The sequence below is a fragment of the Micromonospora sp. NPDC048842 genome (genome assembly GCF_040649935.1).
Lineage (GTDB): Bacteria > Actinomycetota > Actinomycetes > Mycobacteriales > Micromonosporaceae > Micromonospora > Micromonospora hortensis.
The window spans coordinates 291631-309690 of the sequence record NZ_JBEZGK010000006.1 but is presented as its reverse complement, the minus strand read 5'-3'; the positions used below and the strand labels follow the sequence as shown (position 1 = coordinate 309690).

Annotated in this window: 19 protein-coding genes; 10 read left to right on the top strand and 9 right to left on the bottom strand. The window is 72.6% G+C overall.

Annotation, left to right across the window (positions count from 1 at the left end):
- Positions 1-38: 38 nt before the first annotated feature.
- From AB0C19_RS11695 to AB0C19_RS11670, 6 genes are all read right to left on the bottom strand, one after another.
- Positions 39-539 (bottom strand): nitroreductase/quinone reductase family protein, encoded by a 501-nt coding sequence (locus AB0C19_RS11695; protein ID WP_357183069.1) that lies wholly within the window; start codon positions 537-539, stop codon positions 39-41.
- A 72-nt stretch (positions 540-611) separates the two neighbouring features.
- The gene (locus AB0C19_RS11690; protein ID WP_357183065.1) at positions 612-3389 is read right to left on the bottom strand and encodes an FtsX-like permease family protein; all 2778 of its coding nucleotides are present in this window, start codon (positions 3387-3389) and stop codon (positions 612-614) included.
- Positions 3386-4144 carry an ABC transporter ATP-binding protein gene (locus AB0C19_RS11685; RefSeq protein ID WP_357183062.1) on the bottom strand — a complete coding sequence of 253 codons (759 nt, stop codon included), beginning with the start codon at positions 4142-4144 and terminating at the stop codon, positions 3386-3388. Before AB0C19_RS11685 ends, AB0C19_RS11690 begins: the two co-directional genes overlap by 4 nt.
- Positions 4117-4719, bottom strand: coding sequence for a PadR family transcriptional regulator (locus AB0C19_RS11680; RefSeq protein WP_357183059.1), 603 nt, complete (start codon positions 4717-4719; stop codon positions 4117-4119). Before AB0C19_RS11680 ends, AB0C19_RS11685 begins: the two co-directional genes overlap by 28 nt.
- A 52-nt stretch (positions 4720-4771) precedes the next feature.
- Complete coding sequence (locus AB0C19_RS11675; protein WP_357183056.1) at positions 4772-5209, bottom strand: ferritin-like domain-containing protein; 438 nt, start codon at positions 5207-5209, stop codon at positions 4772-4774.
- Positions 5206-5658, bottom strand: a complete 453-nt coding sequence (locus AB0C19_RS11670; RefSeq protein WP_357183170.1) for a hypothetical protein — start codon at positions 5656-5658, stop codon at positions 5206-5208. The genes AB0C19_RS11675 and AB0C19_RS11670 overlap by 4 nt, the downstream gene beginning before the upstream one ends.
- 229 nt (positions 5659-5887) lie before the next feature.
- Between AB0C19_RS11670 and rimP the strand changes: the two genes are divergently transcribed.
- The 9 genes from rimP (at position 5888) to AB0C19_RS11625 (ending at position 13854) form a co-directional block, all read left to right on the top strand.
- Positions 5888-6577 (top strand): ribosome maturation factor RimP, encoded by a 690-nt coding sequence (gene rimP, locus AB0C19_RS11665; RefSeq protein WP_357183053.1) that lies wholly within the window; start codon positions 5888-5890, stop codon positions 6575-6577.
- On the top strand, positions 6574-7617 hold the full coding sequence (gene nusA / locus AB0C19_RS11660; RefSeq protein ID WP_238671748.1) for a transcription termination factor NusA: 1044 nt from the start codon (positions 6574-6576) through the stop codon (positions 7615-7617). The genes rimP and nusA overlap by 4 nt, the downstream gene beginning before the upstream one ends.
- A 16-nt stretch (positions 7618-7633) precedes the next feature.
- Entirely contained in the window at positions 7634-7966 is a 333-nt protein-coding gene (locus AB0C19_RS11655; protein WP_112624296.1) for a YlxR family protein, read from the top strand.
- Positions 7967-8059: 93 nt separating this feature from the next.
- A complete protein-coding gene (gene infB, locus AB0C19_RS11650; RefSeq protein ID WP_357183048.1) occupies positions 8060-11077 on the top strand; it encodes a translation initiation factor IF-2 in 3018 nt (1005 codons plus the stop codon).
- A gap of 90 nt (positions 11078-11167) precedes the next feature.
- Positions 11168-11464: a DUF503 domain-containing protein gene (locus tag AB0C19_RS11645; protein ID WP_238671751.1), complete on the top strand. Its 297-nt coding sequence runs from the start codon at positions 11168-11170 to the stop codon at positions 11462-11464.
- A 126-nt stretch (positions 11465-11590) separates the two neighbouring features.
- On the top strand, positions 11591-12091 hold the full coding sequence (gene rbfA / locus AB0C19_RS11640) for a 30S ribosome-binding factor RbfA (RefSeq protein WP_112624086.1): 501 nt from the start codon (positions 11591-11593) through the stop codon (positions 12089-12091).
- Positions 12088-13137, top strand: coding sequence for a bifunctional oligoribonuclease/PAP phosphatase NrnA (locus AB0C19_RS11635; protein WP_357183043.1), 1050 nt, complete (start codon positions 12088-12090; stop codon positions 13135-13137). Before rbfA ends, AB0C19_RS11635 begins: the two co-directional genes overlap by 4 nt.
- A gap of 100 nt (positions 13138-13237) precedes the next feature.
- Complete coding sequence (locus AB0C19_RS11630; protein ID WP_357183040.1) at positions 13238-13645, top strand: hypothetical protein; 408 nt, start codon at positions 13238-13240, stop codon at positions 13643-13645.
- A complete protein-coding gene (locus AB0C19_RS11625) occupies positions 13645-13854 on the top strand; it encodes a DUF6186 family protein (protein ID WP_181548655.1) in 210 nt (69 codons plus the stop codon). Before AB0C19_RS11630 ends, AB0C19_RS11625 begins: the two co-directional genes overlap by 1 nt.
- A gap of 444 nt (positions 13855-14298) precedes the next feature.
- Here AB0C19_RS11625 and AB0C19_RS11620 read toward each other — a convergent pair whose 3' ends face one another.
- Positions 14299-15141 (bottom strand): hypothetical protein, encoded by an 843-nt coding sequence (locus AB0C19_RS11620; protein WP_357183037.1) that lies wholly within the window; start codon positions 15139-15141, stop codon positions 14299-14301.
- A 197-nt stretch (positions 15142-15338) separates the two neighbouring features.
- Here AB0C19_RS11620 and AB0C19_RS11615 point away from each other — a divergent pair, with 197 nt between their 5' ends.
- Entirely contained in the window at positions 15339-16661 is a 1323-nt protein-coding gene (locus AB0C19_RS11615) for an MATE family efflux transporter (RefSeq protein WP_357183034.1), read from the top strand.
- 19 nt (positions 16662-16680) lie between these two features.
- Here the strand turns inward: AB0C19_RS11615 and AB0C19_RS11610 are convergent, their stop codons facing one another.
- Positions 16681-17673, bottom strand: coding sequence for a hypothetical protein (locus AB0C19_RS11610; RefSeq protein ID WP_357183031.1), 993 nt, complete (start codon positions 17671-17673; stop codon positions 16681-16683).
- Positions 17674-17683: 10 nt separating this feature from the next.
- Positions 17684-17986: a hypothetical protein gene (locus AB0C19_RS11605; protein WP_357183028.1), complete on the bottom strand. Its 303-nt coding sequence runs from the start codon at positions 17984-17986 to the stop codon at positions 17684-17686.
- Positions 17987-18060: the final 74 nt, after the last annotated feature.

The following is an 18060-nucleotide window of genomic DNA, read 5'->3' as shown; positions in this document are numbered from 1 at the left end:
CTCACGGGACCACCTCGCCTTGGCTGCCGGGCGTCAGCCTAGCCAGCCGACGGCGGAGCCTCGGGCGCGCCGCGCCCGGTCGGGGCCAGCCGGAAGATGTGGATCTCCCGGCCGCCGGCCCGCTGCACGTACGTGTGGTACGCCGGCCACGCCGTGACCAGCAGCTGCCACAACCGGTCCCGTTCGGCGCCGGAGGCCCGCTGGGCCCGCACCGCGACCCGCCGGCCCTTCACGTCCACCTCGGCGGCGGGATCGGCGAGCAGGTTCATCGCCCAGCCGGGGTGGTGGGTCTGCCCCCAGTTGGAGCCGATCACCACGTACGCGTCGCCGTCGGGCACGTAGAGCAGCGGATTGCTGCGGGGCTTGCCGGAGCGGCGGCCCGTTGTGGTGATCAGCAGGGAGGGGAGAAGGCCGAGCGCGACCACCCGGCCCCGGGTGAGTCGACCAACCATCCGATCGGCCGGGACCAGCAGGCGCGCGGTGGCGCCGAACCAGCGATGATGACCGACGCGACGGACGACATTCCTGAGCACTGACACGCCGATCAGTCTGCCGGCTGCCCGGCCCCGGCGGCACCCCCGCGCGGTCCCGTTTCGATAGCGGCGGATCGGTCAGTCCAGCCGCCGCTCGATAGGCAGTCGGGCCCGGGTGAACAGGCCCGCCCCGAGCATCGCCACCACCGGCACCAGCACCAGGACCCCGAGCGCGGGCCACGGCACCAGAAAGGGATACGGGTCCGATACCGGCCAGTCACTGGCGTACTGCCGGTTCACCGAGACCAGCACGATCGCGGCGGTGCCGAGGCCGGCCACGATGCCGAGCAGCGAACCGAGACCGGCGATGACCCCGGCCTGGCAGATCGCCAGCAGCCGGCGTACCGCTGGGGCCGCGCCGACGGCCGCGAGGGTGGTCAGCTCGGCGCGTCCCTCGGCGGCGGCGAGCGCGGTGGCGATCCCGGCCGCCCCCACGGTGATCAGCCCGGCCGCCGCCGCGAGCAGCAGAAGCAACGGTGAGACGTCGCGTGGGGCGCCGCCGTTCTCCGCGCTCAGCGCGAGCGTCCCGAACGGCCGCAGGACGGCGGCGAACCGTGCCTGTTGCTCCTCGTCGGGCGGGGTCGTGGTGCCGATCACCCAGCCGGTCTGAGACCAGCTCAGGTCGAGTTGCCGCGCGGCGGCGGCGGACAGCAGCAGACGGGACTGGCCGGTCGCCCGGGGCAGCGCGTACCCCGGAAGGTCGTGGACCGTGACCGGCCGGTCCGACCCGGCCTCCACCTCGCTGACCCGAACGGTCACCAGGCCGTCGTGCAGGTAGCGCGGGTCGGTCACCACCACGCCACCGGCGTGCAGCACGGCCGTGGCGGCTGCTGTCGTCGCCGGGTCCACGCCGGTGAGCAGGGGGAGTGCGGTTCCGTCGTCGACTCCGGGTTCCACGTAGCCGCCGAAGTAGTCCGCCTCGCTGATCTGGCAGCGGGGATCGGCGCGGGCCTGCTGGCGCTGCGCCGCGGGAAGTGGAACGTCGGGCTGCCAGGGGCAGGCCCGGGTCAGCGGGAGCACCGGTGCGATGTCGCAGTAGCCGGTGTGCCCCGCCCCGCAGCTCGGTGTCTGCACCGGGGCCACCGCGCCGACCCCGAGCTGATCCCGGGCGGCGGCGGTGATCTGGGCCAGCGTGGGCTGCCCGGCCGATCCGACCGGGTTGACCATGACATGGCCGGTCGGCAGCGCCGGCCGGTAGGCGCGCGCGTCGCGGGCACCGTCGCTGGCCAGGTATCCGCCGAGGGCGACGCTGCTGGCCACGGCGGCCATCACGGCGCAGATGGCCGGAGCCGCGGCGGCCCGGTTGCGGCTGGCATCGCGCAGCGCGATCCGTGGTGCCAGCGGCAACACCCGGCCGAGGCGGGCGAGCACCCCGAGCAGCGTGGGCGTGCAGCAGACCAGGCCCAACTCGCCGAGGATCAGCCCGGTGAGAACCACCGCTGGGGAAGTCCGGGTGGCCCCGAACGCCGCCAGCCCCGCCCCGCCGACCACCAGCGCCAGTCCGAGAGCCAACCACCGGCCCGGAGATTTCGCCGGGGTGCGTCGTCCGGCGAGGCCGGCGCTGACGTCCTGCCGGGCGGCGGTCCAGGCCGGTGCCAGCGCGGCGAGCACCCCGGCCAGCACCGCGACGCCACCGAGCAGGACCAGCGCGCTCGGCCAGCAGCGGTAGCCGCCGAAACGGGCGCTGAAGACATACTGCTCCATCAGCGGGCGACCGGCGAACGCCGCGCCCACGCCGACCAGCAGGCCGGCGGCGGCCCCCAGCACACCCAGCACCACACCGTCGGCCAGCACGACCCGGCGGAGCTGGGCGGCGTCCCCGCCCGCCACCGCTACCAGCGCCAGATCCCGTCGACGGCGACGGACTCCGACGGCGAAGGCCGGCCCGACCAGCAGGACGACCTCCAGCAGCCCGAGGCCGGCGATCAGGACGCCGGTGCTCAGGTCGTTCGGATTGTCCCCCATGACCGACCCGAGCCATGTCCGGTCCGCTCCGGTCGCCGAGCCGACCTGGTGCCGCGCGGTGACCACCACCCCACTGTCGTTGAGCCGGGACACCAACGCCTCGTCGACGGTGCCCGGCACGTCCGCCAGCCAGACTCCGTCCGGCTCCGGGCCCGTCGATGGCACGGCCCCCGGGTGCAGCGCCACCACCGGTCCGAGGTCGTCGGGAAACTCGACCACCCCCACCACCGTGTACGCCCTGCTGCCGTCGGCGGCGGCCACGGCGTGCCCGAGGCGGAGGTCCAGACGACGCAGCGCCCTCGGACTGACAGCGACCTCACCGGGTTGCTGCGGCGCCCGGCCGGCCCGGAACCGCACCAGCCCGCGGGCCAGCGGGTCGGTGAGGTCCAGCACCCGACCGTCCACGACCTCGTCGCGGTTCGGCCCGCGCAGGGTCAGCGGGACGTGCGGACGCACCTCGGTGACCCGGCTGCCCGGCCCGAGCAGCGCCGTCAGTTGGGCCGCGCTGACCTTCGCGGGGGGAGCGCCGTCGCGGGTGTACCAACCCTCGCCCCACTCGTCCTGCTCCACCGGGACGTTGGCGATCCACTGCAACTGCGCGTCGGCCACGCCGAGTCGGCGGTCGACGCGTTCCTGTGGGGTCAGCTCGGCCATGTCGTAGCTCGCCGCCAGGAAGGCCAGCGCCGCCACCGGCATGGCGATCATCGCGAGCACCAGGGCGGTCCGCCGCCGGGACCGGCGTGACTCCCGTCTGGCGATCCGCAGCGCCGCCCGCCAGGAGCCGGTCAGCTCGGCGAACCGCCGTCGGCCGACCGGGGCGGGTGGCGCGACCGGCCGCGGCGTCGCGGTGTCGGCCCGACCGGGGGCCCGCGTCGGGCGGCGAACGGTCACCGGTCGCTTCCGGACAGCAACTGCTCGACACTGCCCAGCGGTGCCGTCGTGTCCACCAGCACGCCGTCGCGGAGGAACACCACCCGGTCGGCCCAGCCGGCGTGCCGTGCCTCGTGGGTGACCAGCACTCCGGCCGCGCCCGCGTCGATCCGGCGGCGCAGCAGGTGCAGCACCGCCTCACCGGTCTGAGAATCCAACGCTCCGGTGGGCTCGTCGGCGAGGACGAGCCGTCGTTCGCCCACCAGCGCGCGGGCGATGGCCACCCGCTGCTGCTGCCCTCCGGAGAGCTGGTCCGGGAAACGGTCACCCAACGCGGGTAGGCCCACCTCGGTGAGCGCGGCCATGGCCAGTGCGCGGGCCCGACGTCCGCTGGTCCCGTCGAGTTCCAACGGGAGCGCCACGTTCTCGAGTGCGCTCAGACTGCCCAGCAGGTTGAGCTGTTGGAAGATGTAGCCGATCCGGCGGCGGCGCAGCTGGGCCAGCCCACGGCGGTCCAGGGTCCCCAGCGGCTGCCCCTCGACCCGGACCTCGCCGCCGGTCGGACGGTCCAACCCACCGGCGAGAGCCAGCAGGGTCGATTTCCCGGAGCCGGACGGCCCCATCACGGCGACCAGCTCGCCGGGCCGGACGACCAGGCTGACGCCGCGCAGCGCGTGCACCGCCGCCGGCCCGGCGCCGTGGGTGCGGTGGACGGCGCGTAGCTCCAGCACCGCGTCGTCCGATCCGCTCACCGTCTTGCCTCCTCGCCGGCCCATCGGGCCGCGTTCCGCGCGTCGGCGTCATCGGGTCGGGAGGCGGGAGGCGCCGGGCCGCTGGGTTGGTGCCGGACCAGACTGGTCTCGCAGTGGTCCAGCCAGCGCACCTCAGCCTCGGCCTGGAACACCATCGAGTCCAGCACGAGGCGCCAGGGAAGGTCCTCAGGCCGGTTGCTGCCGTACTTCAACCGGGTCAACTCCTGAAGGGCCCGCATCGTCGCGCTGCGTTGGGCCTGCACCACCGAACGGACGTCGACCCCGGGGGTCGTCAGCGCCAGCGCCAGCTTGATCGCCAGCTCGTCGCGGGGTCGGTCGGTACGGCTGATCGGGGTGGCGAACCACAGCGCCAGGTCCGCCCGGCCGGCGTCGGTGATCTCGTACGGGCGCTGCCCGGCCTCGCTCTCCGGCAGCGGGCGCACCAGACCGTCCCGTTCCAGCCGGGACAACGTGGTGTAGACCTGCCCGATGTTCAGTGGCCAGGTCGAGCCGGTCGACTCCTCGAACGCGGCGCGCAGCTGGTAGCCGTACATCTGGCCGCGTTCGAGCAGGGCGAGCAACCCGTGACGGATGGACATGGCAACGGAGTATGCATACCTGGTATGCGTACCGCAACCGGAGTGGACCGGTTCAGGTCGGTCGACCGGGAAACGGGACAGTCAGCGGGGTCGACCCGGCAGTCTTCCGCCACCGGGTGGCCCGCACGGCGTACTCGACAAGGGCGGCCAGTGCCTGGTCCCGGTCGGCGCCGGTGGTGGACGCCAGGGCCGCCCGCCAGTGGGCGGCAGTGCGCTCCTCCACCTCGGCGGCGAGCCGCAGGGCGCTGGCCCGGTCGGTGACCGGGAACGGCAGGGCGTAACCGGCGCGGTCCGGCGGGACCACGCCGTTGGCCGTGGTGAGCTGCACCACCAGCGCGTCGCGCCGACGTCGATGCGCGGCCTCAGCCTGACGTGCCGCGTCCCGCGCCGCTCCGCTGAGCCGGACACCGATCCGTCCGTAGGCGTAGATGGCCGCGTACTCGGCGGACAGGGCGGAGGCGAGTGCCTCCTCGGCGGACGGCTGCCTCACTTCAGTGCCTCCTGGTGAGTCGCCCGAGCGGCGACGATCGACCCGAGCAGTGCCGCCCGCTCCGCGGGCGCCGCGGCGCAGGCGGCGGTGGCGGACTGCTGGGCGGTCTTTTCCAGCGCCCGCAGGGCGGCGCGCGCGCCGTTCGGATCGGCGGCCGGGGCCGTGGTCGGGGCGGCGGAGGCCGCCGACGGGACCGTCACGCCGATCACCCGGGCCAGCTCGGTGGCGTGCGCGGTGTGCGTCTCGGCGATCGGGTTGAGCCGGTCGGCGAGGTCGGGATGGGCGGTCGCGCTCGCCCGGTACGCGGCGGCCAGCGCGAGTGACTCGTCCACCATCGGCCGCAGCGGGTCGGGTGGCGGGGCTGGTTGGTCGTCGCGGTCGAAAAGATCACAGCCGGTCAGCGGCGTCACCGCACCGCCGAGCACCAACAACGCCCCGGCGCCCAGCAGCTTTCGCCGGGAATGTCCGGATGCTTGGTCGCGCTGTGTCGTTCTGCCGTTCCCCACCGGCCAAGTCAACACCATCCGTGCCGCTCCGGGGGTCACCGGCGTCGGTGCGCCGCCCGGTCCGCCGCCGGGCAGGCGCGTTACGCTCTGCGCACCACCGGCGTGTCCACTCCGGTGGCGTGCCGGCATGGCGGGACCAGGGGTCCCCGTCGACCAGGGAGAGGGTGCGGAGATGACGCAGCGTGGCCGTGCCACCAGGCCGACGGGTCGACCCCGCGGTGCTGCGGGCCCCCGCGGCGGTGACCTCGCCGCACGGCGGGACCGACTGCGGGCCGTGATCGAGCCGGTGGTCAACGACGCCGGCTACGACCTGGAGGACCTGTCCGTTTCCCGGGCCGGCCGCCGGCACGTGGTCCGGGTGATGGTGGACACCGACGGCGGGATCGACCTGGACGCCGTCGCGGTCGTCTCCCGCGCGGTCTCGGCCGCGCTGGACGCCGCGGAGGAGACCGGTGGCGACATCGTCGCCGGCGAGTACCAGCTGGAAGTCAGCTCGCCCGGCGTCGACCGGCCGCTCACCCTGCCCCGCCACTGGCGGCGCAACGTGGGTCGACTGGTCAAGGTGACCGCCCGGGGCGCGGCCGCGCTGCCCGGCCAGCGGGGCGAGCAGCCCGCCGGTGACCGTCAGCTGACCGGCCGGGTGGTCGCGGCCGACGACGAGGGCGTGCACCTGGAGACAGACGACGGCCGCGCCGCCTGGGCGTACGCCCAGCTGGGCCCGGGCCGCGTGCAGGTCGAGTTCACCCGGCTCGCCGAGCTGGGTGAGCCGGACGACGAGTTCGACGACGCGGACGATTCCGACGAGATCGACGATTCAGACGACATCGACGACGAAGATGATGTGGAGGACGAGGAGAGGTGAACATCGACCTCGCGGCGCTGCGCGCACTCGAGCGCGAGCGGGAGATCCCGTTCGACACGATTCTCGCGGCGATCGAGACCGCGTTGCTGACCGCCTACCGGCACACCGACGGGGCCGAGCCGCACGCCCGGGTGGAGATCGACCGCAGGTCGGGCGCCGCCCTGGTGTACGCGCAGGAGATGGATGCCGACGGCAGCCTGGTGCGGGAGTGGGACGACACCCCGCACGACTTCGGCCGGATCGCCGCCATGACGGCCAAGCAGGTGATCCTCCAGCGGTTGCGGGAGGCCACCGACGAGGTGCACTTCGGTGAGTACGTCGGCCGCGAGGGTGACCTGGTCACCGGCGTGGTGCAGGCGCACGAGACGCGTACCGAGAAGGGCATCGTCAGCGTCGACCTGGGCAAGCTCGAGGGCGTGCTGCCGCAGTCCGAGCAGGTGCCCGGCGAGCGGTACGCGCACGGCGAGCGGGTCCGCTGCGTCGTGGTGCACGTGGCCAAGGGCATGCGCGGGCCGCAGATCACCCTGTCCCGGTCGCATCCGGCTCTGGTCAAGAAGCTCTTCGCGCTGGAGGTGCCGGAGATCGCCGACGGCACCGTCGAGATCGGCGCGATCGCCCGTGAGGCGGGCCATCGCACGAAGATCGCCGTCCGCTCCACCACCCCCGGGGTGAACGCCAAGGGCGCCTGCATCGGCCCGATGGGTCAGCGGGTGCGTGCCGTGATGAGCGAGCTGCACGGTGAGAAGATCGACATCATCGACTGGTCGGACGACCCGGGCACCTTCGTCGGCAACGCGTTGTCGCCGGCCAAGGCGCTGCGGGTCGAGGTGGTCGACCTGGCCAACCGGGCCGCCCGGGTGACAGTTCCCGACTTCCAGCTCTCGCTCGCCATCGGTCGGGAGGGGCAGAATGCCCGACTCGCGGCCCGATTGACCGGTTGGCGGATCGACATTCGTTCCGATGCGGAGCAGACCGCGCCGGCGGCGCGTGGGGTAACTGATCACGTGCGGGAGCCGGGCGGCGCGATCTCGGGGAGCTAGGGGTAGACTTCCTCCAGTGGTACGACGCGCGCAGCCGGAGCGCACCTGTGTGGGTTGCCGGCAACGTGCGCCGGCCAGCGAATTGCTGCGAATCGTCGCGGTCAGGGACGAGGCTGGTCACAGCCTCCGGCCTGATCCGCGCCGCAGGCTGCCGGGTCGGGGAGCGAACATGCACCCGGATCCGGCCTGCTTCGCGCTGGCGGTGCGGCGCCGCGCCTTCGGGCGTGCGCTGCGCAGCACCGAGGTCCTCGACCACGGTGCGCTGGCGGAGCACGTCGATGCGCCAACCACTACGTCCGGTCAGCCCGACCGGGCGAGGGTCGCTAGCAGGGTAGGACGACCGACATGAGCACACGATGAAGTCCCTGAAATGACCAGGCTTCAAGTGCACGAGTGAGGTCGCTGCGGGTGCTGCCCGCACGACCTCGGAGTGAGGAGTGCAGTGGCAGGCAAGGCCCGCGTACACGAGCTTGCAAAAGAGCTCGGGGTCGAGAGTAAGACCGTTCTCGCCAAGCTGAAGGAAATGGGCGAGTTCGTGAAGTCCGCGTCCAGCACCGTCGAGGCGCCCGTCGCCCGGCGGCTGCGTAACGCATTCGTCGCGTCCGCCGGAGCCCCGGCCCCGGCCGCCCCGTCGGCGCCCGCGTCGACGCCGGCTTCAACCCCGACCCCGACGCCAACCCCGACCCCGGGTGCGCCCCGGGTCTCGGCCAAGCCGATGCCGCCTCGGCGGCCGGCCGCGCCGGCACCCGGTCCGAAGCCCAAGGGGCCGGTTCCCGGTGCACCGCAGACGGCGACCCCGGTCGCCAAGCCGGCGAGTGCCCACGACATCGAGGTGGCGGCCGCGGAGGCGCGTGCCGCCGCGCTGAAGGCGGAGCAGGAGGCCGCGGTCAAGGCCGCGCAGGCCGCCCGTCAGCAGCAGCGGGACAACCCCGTTCGCCGGGAGCCTCCGGCAGACGGCGGTAACCGCCCCGGCCCTCGGCCGGGTCCTGCGGCGATGCCGCCCCGTCCCGGTTCGCCGGCAGCTCGTCCGAGCACGCCGGCTCCCGGTCCGGGTGCCCGGCCGGGCGGTCGTCCGCCGGCGCGCGGTGCCGGTAACAACCCGTTCGGCATCCAGGGTGGCCAGCAGCAGCGGCCCCCGGCCGCCGGTGCGGGTGGTCCTCGGCCCAACACCCCGGCGGGCATGCCGCCGCGGCCGAGCCCGAACTCGATGCCGCCGCGGCCCAGCCCGGCGTCCATGCCGAGCCAGCGGCCGGCTGCCGGTCGCCCCGGTCCCGGTGGCGCCGGTCGTCCCGGTGGCGGCGCAGGTCGTCCCGGTGGCGGTGGCGGCGGTTTCCGTGGCGGTCCCGGCGGTGGCGCCGGTGGCGGTGGCGGTTACCGCGGCGGCCCCGGTGGCGGCGCGGGTGCCGGCGGTGGCGGTGGCTACCGTGGCGGTCCCGGCGGCGGTGCGGGTGCTCCCGGCGGCGGTTTCCGTCCGGGTGGTCCGGCCGGTGGCGGCGGTCGTCCGGGTGCGGGCGGTCGTGGCCGTGGCGGCGGCGCCGCGGGTGCCTTCGGGCGTCCGGGTGGCCGGCCGACGCGCGGTCGCAAGTCCAAGAAGCAGCGCAGACAGGAGTTCGACAACCTGTCGGCTCCGACCATGAGCTCGGGTGCTCCCCGGGGTCAGGGTCAGATCGTCCGGCTCTCCCGTGGCGCCTCGCTGTCGGACTTCGCCGACAAGATCAACGCCAACCCGGGTTCGCTGGTCCAGGAGATGTTCAACCTGGGCGAGATGGTGACCGCGACCCAGTCCTGTTCTGACGACACCCTGCACCTGCTGGGTGAGCACCTGGGCTTCGACATCCAGATCGTCAGCCCGGAGGACGAGGACCGCGAGCTGCTCGCGCAGTTCAACATCGACCTCGACGCGGAGGTGGCCGAGGAGCGTCTGGTCAGCCGTGCGCCGGTGGTGACCGTCATGGGTCACGTCGACCACGGTAAGACCAAGCTGCTCGACGCCATCCGTAAGGCGAACGTCGTGGCCGGTGAGGCGGGTGGCATCACCCAGCACATCGGTGCCTACCAGGTGCACGTCCCGCACGAGGGCGAGGACCGGGCGGTCACCTTCATCGACACCCCGGGTCACGAGGCGTTCACCGCCATGCGTGCTCGTGGTGCCCAGGTCACGGACATCGTGATCCTGGTCGTCGCGGCCGACGACGGTGTGATGCCGCAGACGATCGAGGCGTTGAACCACGCCAAGGCGGCCGACGTGCCGATCGTGGTCGCGGTCAACAAGGTCGACAAGCCGGACGCCAACCCGGACAAGGTCCGCCAGCAGCTGACCGAGTACGGCCTGGTCGCCGAGGAGTACGGCGGCGAGACCATGTTCGTCAACGTGGCAGCCAAGCCGGGCATCGGCATCGAGGAGCTGCTCGAGGCTGTCCTGCTGACCGCCGACGCGTCGCTGGAGCTGACCGCTCCGATCGACGGGCCGGCGCAGGGTGTGGCCATCGAGGCACACCTGGACAAGGGTCGCGGTGCGGTGGCGACGGTGCTGGTGCAGAAGGGCACCCTGCGGGCGGGCGACTCGATCGTCGCCGGCGGGGCGCACGGCCGGGTTCGGGCCATGCTCGACGAGAACGGCAACCAGCTCACCGAGGCTGGGCCGGCGCGTCCGGTCATGGTGCTGGGTCTGACCGCGCCGCCCGGTGCGGGAGACACGTTCCTCGCCGCGGCGGACGACCGCACAGTGCGGCAGATCGCCGAGCAGCGGCAGGCACGGCGGCGGGCGGCGTCCTTCGCCAACTCCCGTGGTCGGGCCACCCTCGAGACGCTCATGGAGCAGCTCAAGGAGGGCGAGAAGACCTCGCTCAACCTCATCCTCAAGGGCGATGTCTCCGGTTCGGTGGAGGCCCTGGAGGACGCGCTGTTCAACCTCGACATCCCCGAGGAGGTCCAGCTCAAGGTCCTCGACCGGGGCGTCGGCGCGATCACCGAGAGCAACGTCATGCTCGCGAGTGCCTCGTCCGAGCCGGTCACGATCATCGGCTTCAACGTGCGGGCCTCGAACAAGGTCCGTGAGATGGCCGACCGCGAGGGCGTGGAGATCCGGTACTACACCGTCATCTACCAGGCCATCGAGGAGATCGAGGCAGCGCTCAAGGGTCTGCTCAAGCCGGAGTACGAGGAGGCCGAGCTGGGCAGCGCGGAGATCCGCGATGTCTTCCGCTCGTCCAAGATCGGCAACATCTCCGGTTGCATCGTCCGGTCGGGCATCATCCGACGCAACGCGAAGGCTCGCCTGCTTCGGGACGGGGCGGTCGTGGCGGACAACCTCACGATCACCTCGCTCAAGCGGTTCAAGGACGACGCCACCGAGGTCCGCGAGGGCTTCGAGTGTGGTCTGACTCTGGGCGGTTACAACAACGTCCAGGTCGGCGACGTCATCGAGACCTTCGAGATGCGGGAGAAGGTTCGCGCCTGATCCGGCAGTGACACGCTGATCAAGGGGTTTACGCCACCCGGCGTAAACCCCTTGATCATGCGGGGCGGGTTGGCGGTATCGTCCGGGACGATGTTCACCGGAACCGCGGTCTTCGACCTGCTGCTGCCGGGCGACTCCCGGTCGCTCAAAGCCAAGAGATCATATGTACGGCCGATCGTTGCGGCGCTGCGCCGCTTCGAGGTGTCGGCCGCCGAGGTGGGTGCGCTCGACCTGCATGGTCGAGCGCAACTGGCGGTGGCCGTGGTGGCCGCCGAGACGGCGCACGTCCGCGAGGTGCTCGACTCCTGTGAGCGCCTGGTGGCCAATCGCCCCGAGGTCGAGTTGCTGTCGGTTCGACGCCGGCTCTACGGCGCGGACGACGACTGACCATGGTGCCGGCTGTGCCGGGCGACCGGAGCGGCCCCGAAGGTAATGTTCGAGATGTTGGCCGGTCGGCCGGCGGCCTCCGGGCCGCCGGGTCGACCGGAAGCAGGACGCCGTGGAGGTGGCGAGATGTCTGATCCGGCTAAGGTACGCCGGCACGCGGAACGGGTGCGTGAGCTGGTCGCGTCGGTGGTGCGGAGCCAGATCAAGGACCCGCGGCTCGGGATGATCACCATCACCGACGCCCGGATTACCGCTGACCTGCGTGACGCGACGGTCTTCTACACAGTGCTCGGTGACTCGGTGGCCCAGGCGGACACCGCGGCGGCGCTGGAGAGCGCCAAGGGGCTGCTGCGCAGCACTGTCGGCAAGGCCCTCGGGCTGCGCCACTCGCCGACCCTCACGTTCGTCCTCGACGACGTGCAGGACCAGGTCAAGCACATCGATGACCTGCTCGCCGCCGCCCGCAACGCCGATGCCGAGGTGCAGCGGCTCGCCGCCCAGGCGAAGTACGCGGGCGAGGCCCAGCCGTACCGGGTGGACGACGAGACCGATGAGGCCGACGAGACGGACGAGGCCGACGAGGCCACCGACGTCAAGGAGACCCCGCGGGGTGGGGAAACGCGGTGACCAGCACCGCCAGCGCCCCGTTCGCCGGGGCAGCCGGGCTCGGCCCCGCCGAGGCGGACTGGGCCGCGGCCGAGGCGTTGGTGCGGGCCCTCCCGCCGACCGCCCGGGTGCTGCTGATCTGCCACATCAACCCGGACGGCGACGCGCTGGGCAGCATGCTCGGCTTCGGTCTGGGCCTGCGGCAGTTCGGCGTACGCGACGTGCAGGCGACCTTCCCCGGGCCGCCGGAGCTGCCGGAGCCGTTCCGGGGGCTGCCCGGGCTGGACCTGCTGGTCCCGGCGGACGCCGCCGACCCGGCGCCCGATCTGGTGATCTGCTTCGACGCGGCGAGCGAGTCGCGTCTCGGCGAGTTGGCCGGGCGGTTGTCGTCGGCGGGTGCGGCGTTGGTGCTCGACCATCACGCCTCCAACCCCGGGTTCGGCACCGTCAACCTGGTCGACCCGGGTGCGGCGGCCACGTCGGTAGTGGCCGAGCAACTGCTGGCCCGGCTCGGGGTGGTGGTTGATCCGGCCATCGCCGAGTGCCTCTACGTGGCGCTGACGACTGACACCGGCTCGTTCCGGTTCGAGGCGACCACCCCGGCGGTGCATCAGATGGCCGCCCGGCTGCTGGCGACCGGCATCTCGCCGGGTGACATCTCCCGGCGGGTCTTCGACACCCGGCCATTCGGCGCGGTCCGCCTCTTCGGTGAGGTGCTCGGCCGGGCTCGACTGGAGCCGGCGGCCGCCGGAGGTCGGGGCCTGGTCTGGACCTTCGCCACCCTCGATGACCTGGCTCGGCACGACCAGCGGCCGTACGTGCTGGAGGCGCTGATCGACTCCGTGCGCTGCACCGCCGAGGCGGATGTGAGCTGTGTGGTGAAGCAGACCAGGCCCGCCGAGTGGGCGGTGTCGATGCGCAGCAAGGGCGCTGTGGACGTCAGTCGGGTCGCCGTGGCGCTGGGCGGTGGTGGGCACACGTTCGCGGCCGGGTTCACCGGTCGGGGCACCGTCGAGCAGGTGGTCGAGTCGATCCGCGGTCAGCTGGACGCGGCGCTGATCGGCTGAGGCGCCTTCGGCGCCGTCGATCCGCCGGTCTGGAAGATCAGGGTCAGCTCCGGGGAGTGTTGGTCTTCCCGCGTTCCGTGATACCGGGAAGAATTGCGGGATGGAGCAGCCGCACGACCTCACCGTGGAGGCCCCCCGCGCCTGGGACCGGCCCGCCGTCTCCGTTCCCGTCCTCGTCTGCCTGTCGCTCGTTGGTGGCCGGTTCGCGTCCTTCTCCACCGAGGCGAATCTGTTCACCCTCGGGACGGGTGGGGTGCTGATCTGGCTCGGTCTGAGCAACCGGGTGCCCCGCCGGCCGGCGCCGCGCCGGCTGGGCGCGGGGGCGGCCTGGTGGGCGGTGCCGGTGGTGGTCTTCGGGGTCTTCGAGGGTGTGACCTTCGTGCTGGCTGCCGGCGATGACTTCCCCACCTTCTCCCGGTTGGCCGATCCTCTCCTGGAGGATCAACTGACCCGTTCGGCGGTCTGGTTCGCCTGGTTGGCCGCCTTCTGGGGGCTGGTGCGGCGATGATGCGCGCGCTCGCGATCGGCGGCTTCCTCGCCGCGCTGATCCTCTTCGCGGTGGTCGAGTGGATGGCCCGGCGGGAGGGGTCGCGGATCCCCACCCTCGGCGAGGTCTGTGCCTACGTGATGCGTTACGAGGTCGGTTCGGTGCCGGTGGGCCGGATCGGTCTGTTCGGGTTCTGGTGGTGGCTGGGCTGGCACTTCCTGGCTCGCTGAGCCGGGTTGCCGACCGTCCAAATGGCGGGAACCGTAAGCAGTATGTGGACCTGAACGATAACTTGGGAGAAGGCCGGTGCCGCCTGGCGGTGCAGGTCATGGGCGGTGGTGCCACACCCCGTGCCGCCTCCCTCCAGGGTCGATCGACCCGGGCTCACGCTGCCCAGTCGGCTGCTCCGGTAACCCCGGACCGCCGTGGGGCGCTCAGCAGGACCGCCCGTGAGGGCCGCCGTGTGTCGGCGGCTCACGCCCTGGGAAGAGGAGCGCCACCATGCCGAACAAGCCCAAGCCCGAGACCACCACCGACGACGCCCGCGAGCAGGCCCGCCGCGCGCTGCAGACGTCGATGGACACCCGTCAGTGACTCGTCTCGACCGGTGGTGACGCCGCCGACGTGCCGCGCCGACGGCGTCACCATCCGGCCACCAGTGGGGGTCGGGTCGTTCAGGACAGGAACGTGTCCAGGGCCGCCTCGATGGTGCCGGAGTCCGGCGTCGCGTACGCCCTCATTGTTGTCTTGTCGTACGAGATGAAACTCGGGCACCTGTTCGTCGGGGCGGTCACGGTGCCGCCGTCGCCGATCTTCTCGGCGGTCCTGGCCGCGTAGAAGGTCAGGGTGTAACGCGACGAGACGTAGTCGATGGTGACCGGCTTTTCCGCCTTGTCCTTGTACTGACACTTCTTCGGGGGGCCCTGGCTGCCCTCGTCGAACTTCAGGCAGCCGACCACCGACACCTTCTGGTAGTCCGCGCCCTTGGCGTAGTAGGACTTGTCCGAGGGGACGTACGTCGACGACCAGGACGTCGGCCGGTCGGGGTTGTTCGAGAACGTGTACGCCTTGGCGCCGGCCGGGCCGCTGTAGGGCGCCGCGTTCAGGATCGGGCTGCCCTCGCAGACGTTCGCCAGGTCGCTGGAGTAACGGGCGGTCATCGCGTTGTTGTTCGGTGGATCCGCCTGCCCCGGCGTGGGGACGGTCCCCGTGCCCGGCGTGCTGCCGGTGCCCAGCGTGGGGGTGGAGGACGTGCCCCGTGCGGGCTCGTCGTCATCGTAGGCGAGCAGGATGCCGATTCCCGCGCCGCAGATGGCGAGTATGACGACCACCGCGCCGGCTACCAGCCCGATGATCAGGCCCTTGTTCGACTTGTCCGGCGCCGGCAGTGGTGCGCCGTAGTACGGCTGGGGTGGTGGCTGTCCGTACGGCGGGTAGCCGCCCTGCTGCGGGGCCGGCGGGCCGCTCCAGGGGGTGACGTTCGGGTCGGGCGGAGGGTAGCTGTCGCTCACTGTCATAGGCCTATCGCTGTCATGGTGCCCCCCGCGTGGGAGCCTCGGACAGGGTAGTGAGCGCCGCAAACCGGGATGCCGGCGACAGGGGGCGCATCAGGGCCGCGATTCTCGGTGACGTCCGCCGAGCTGGTCGAGAGGTGGGTCAGTAAGTCACCGGCGGCCTTGTGCTCCTTACCGCAGCCATGCCAGGATCGGCGGCGATGAACCACGCCACCACAGCTCACCGACCCGCCTCGCCCCGGCGGATCGCCGCGCTCGCCCTGCCGGCCCTCGTGGTGCTCGCCGCCGAGCCGCTCTACGTGCTTGTCGACACCGCGGTGGTCGGTCACCTCGGCCGGGTGCCACTCGCCGCGCTCGCCGTCGGCGGCACGGTCATGACGCTCACCGCCTGGGTGGGCACAGTGGTCGCCTACGGCACCACCGGCCGCGCCGCCCGCCGCTTCGGCGCGGGTGACCGGGCCGCCGCGGTCGCCGAGGGCGTCCAGTCGTCCTGGCTGGCGTTCGGTGTCGGCCTGCTGATCGCGATCGGCATGCAGGTCGGCGGCGGCGCGCTCGCGCGTACCCTCGCCGGTGGTGGTGGCGAGGTCGCCGACGCCGCCGCCCAGTGGTTGCGGATCGCGGCCCTCGGCGCTCCCGGCCTACTCCTCGCCGCCGCCGGAAACGGCTGGCTGCGCGGCGTGCAGGACACTCGCCGCCCGCTGTACTTCGTGCTCGGCCCCAACCTGCTCTCCGCGCTGCTCTGCCCGCTGCTGGTCTACCCCGGCGGGCTGGGTCTGGTCGGCTCGGCGGTGGCGAACGTCGTCGCGCAGACGCTCTGCGGGGTGCTCTTCGCCGTCGCCCTGGTCGGTGAGCGGGTGTCGCTGCGACCCCAACCTCGCGTGATCCGCCAACAACTGGTGCTCAGCCGGGACCTGCTGATCCGTGGGCTGGCGTTCCAGGCCAGCTTCCTGTCCGCGACCGCCGTCGCCGCCCGCTTCGGCGCCGCCGCCGTCGGCGCCCACCAGATCGCCCTGCAACTCTGGTTCTTCACCGCGCTGGTGCTCGACGCCCTCGCCATCGCCGCGCAGTCCCTGGTCGGTGCCGCGCTCGGCGCCGGCGACGACGCTGGTGCGCGGGCGCTCGCCCGCCGGGTCGGGCTGCTCGGCGGCGTCTGCGGCGTGGGCTTCGCGCTGCTCGTCGCCGCCGGCGCGAGCGTGGTGCCGTCGTGGTTCAGCTCCGATGCCGGGGTACGCGAGCAGGCAATGGTGGCCTGGCCGTGGTTCGTCGTCATGCTGCCGCTGGCCGGGGTGGTGTTCGCCCTCGACGGCGTGCTGATCGGCGCCGGTGACGTGCGTTACCTGCGCAACCTCACCATCGTGGCGGCGCTCGGCGGCTTCCTGCCGGCCATCTGGCTGGCGTACGCGCTCAACCTCGGGCTGGGCGGCATCTGGGCCGGGCTGACAGTGTTCGTGGTGATCCGGCTGGTCGCCCTGCTGCTGCGACTGCGCGACGGCAGGTGGGCGGTGACCGGGGCGGTCCGCTGACCGCCCGCCGGGCCTGCCGTCAGCAGCGCGTGGTGGTCGGCGCGGGCGCGCCAAGGTCGAAGATGGTGCCCGGGTCACCAGCGGGTATCCGCTTCCCGTGCAGGTCGGCCAACCAGTACTGCTCGCGGACCCAGCCGTCCCGCAGTTGAGCGCAGTCCGCGTTCCAGGTGATGGCCTCCGCTGAACCGAGCCACAGGCCCTCCGAGGATGCCTGCACGTCGTCCGGGTGTGGCACCTGCCAGACCACGCGGTCGCGAAGTGCCACCACGCTGGCGCCGGCGGGCGCACGCAGGTCCACGTCGAATGGGTACGCCCACACGAATTCGGTGGACACCTCCAGCAACCGGATGCCGTTCTCCTCGGTGGCCCGGTAACTGACCCGGCCGTCGGCTCGGGCGCCAGGCTCCCACTCCGACGGCGACGCCATCCTTGTCGCGTACCGAAGGAAGGTGTTGCTGGTGAAGTCCGGCCGGAGCCGCTCGCGGGCGTCCGGGGCGAGCAGCGCCAGGAACGGCTCGGGATCACCCATGAACATCGAGGTGTCGAGCCGGCTCTTGATCAACGCCTTGCGCACCGACTCCAGCGCGGACCGCACCTGCGCCGCGGTGAACTGCCCGGTGGCCTTGGCCGCCGGCATGCGCACGGCCTGCTCACCCGGCGCGAAGGAGGCCGCCGGCGACCCGGCGAACAGGTCCCGTGGCTCGCCGACCCTGCTCACCGGCGGGGTAGGGCTCGGTGTGGGGCTCGCCGAGGCGGACGCCTGGATGCCATCGGCGACCCGACCGACCAACACCGCCCCGCCGACGATCATCAGCAGGGTCAGCACCAGGCCGAAGCCGAGCAGCAGGGCCCCGTTGTGCCGGGCCGAGAAGAAGCGGACCCGGTCCCATCCGGCGGGCTGGTGTTCGGTCTGCGGTGCCCGCAGCCAGTCCGGTAGCTGCACCGGGTTGACCTCCGCTACCGCGACGGGCGGCGGTGGCGGGTCGACCGGCTCCGGCGACGTGTGTTCCATGTTCTCTCCGTCAGTAGTCGCCGCTGGTGGCCAGCGCGAGCAGGTAGTAGGTGCCGGTCACCAACGCGGTCCCGAGGACGACTGCCACGACGAACGACAGCACGGCGACGAGGTGCGGATGCGACTCGCTCCACCTGCTCCGGCCGCGCCAGTGCCACACCGTCCGACGGGCGGCCCGAAGCGCCGGCCAACCCTCGATCAGGTCGTCGACATAGCGTGCCGGCGTCCGCCGCTTCGGCGTCGGATGCCGCATCCAATCCGGAAGGTCGACCCGAGCGCGGTGCTCGTGGCCCGGCGGTCGGTCGGTGGTCATCGGCGGTCCTGATCTCGAGGTGGTGGCAGCGGGCGGGTGATCTTCGCATCCGGGGAGGTCGTCCGGCTGCCCCC

Bases quoted from the DNA above. Each gene is read 5' to 3' on its own strand.
- AB0C19_RS11680 (WP_357183059.1), bottom strand. From the start codon at position 4,719: ATGTCCATCCGTCACGGGTTGCTCGCCCTGCTCGAACGCGGCCAGATG.
- rimP (WP_357183053.1), top strand. From the start codon at position 5,888: ATGACGCAGCGTGGCCGTGCCACCAGGCCGACGGGTCGACCCCGCGGT.
- AB0C19_RS11645 (WP_238671751.1), top strand. From the start codon at position 11,168: ATGTTCACCGGAACCGCGGTCTTCGACCTGCTGCTGCCGGGCGACTCC.
- AB0C19_RS11630 (WP_357183040.1), top strand. From the start codon at position 13,238: ATGGAGCAGCCGCACGACCTCACCGTGGAGGCCCCCCGCGCCTGGGAC.
- AB0C19_RS11605 (WP_357183028.1), bottom strand. From the start codon at position 17,986: ATGACCACCGACCGACCGCCGGGCCACGAGCACCGCGCTCGGGTCGAC.
- AB0C19_RS11685 (WP_357183062.1), bottom strand. From the start codon at position 4,144: ATGGGCCGGCGAGGAGGCAAGACGGTGAGCGGATCGGACGACGCGGTG.
- rbfA (WP_112624086.1), top strand. From the start codon at position 11,591: ATGTCTGATCCGGCTAAGGTACGCCGGCACGCGGAACGGGTGCGTGAG.
- AB0C19_RS11615 (WP_357183034.1), top strand. From the start codon at position 15,339: ATGAACCACGCCACCACAGCTCACCGACCCGCCTCGCCCCGGCGGATC.
- AB0C19_RS11620 (WP_357183037.1), bottom strand. From the start codon at position 15,141: ATGACAGTGAGCGACAGCTACCCTCCGCCCGACCCGAACGTCACCCCC.
- AB0C19_RS11610 (WP_357183031.1), bottom strand. From the start codon at position 17,673: ATGGAACACACGTCGCCGGAGCCGGTCGACCCGCCACCGCCGCCCGTC.
- AB0C19_RS11625 (WP_181548655.1), top strand. From the start codon at position 13,645: ATGCGCGCGCTCGCGATCGGCGGCTTCCTCGCCGCGCTGATCCTCTTC.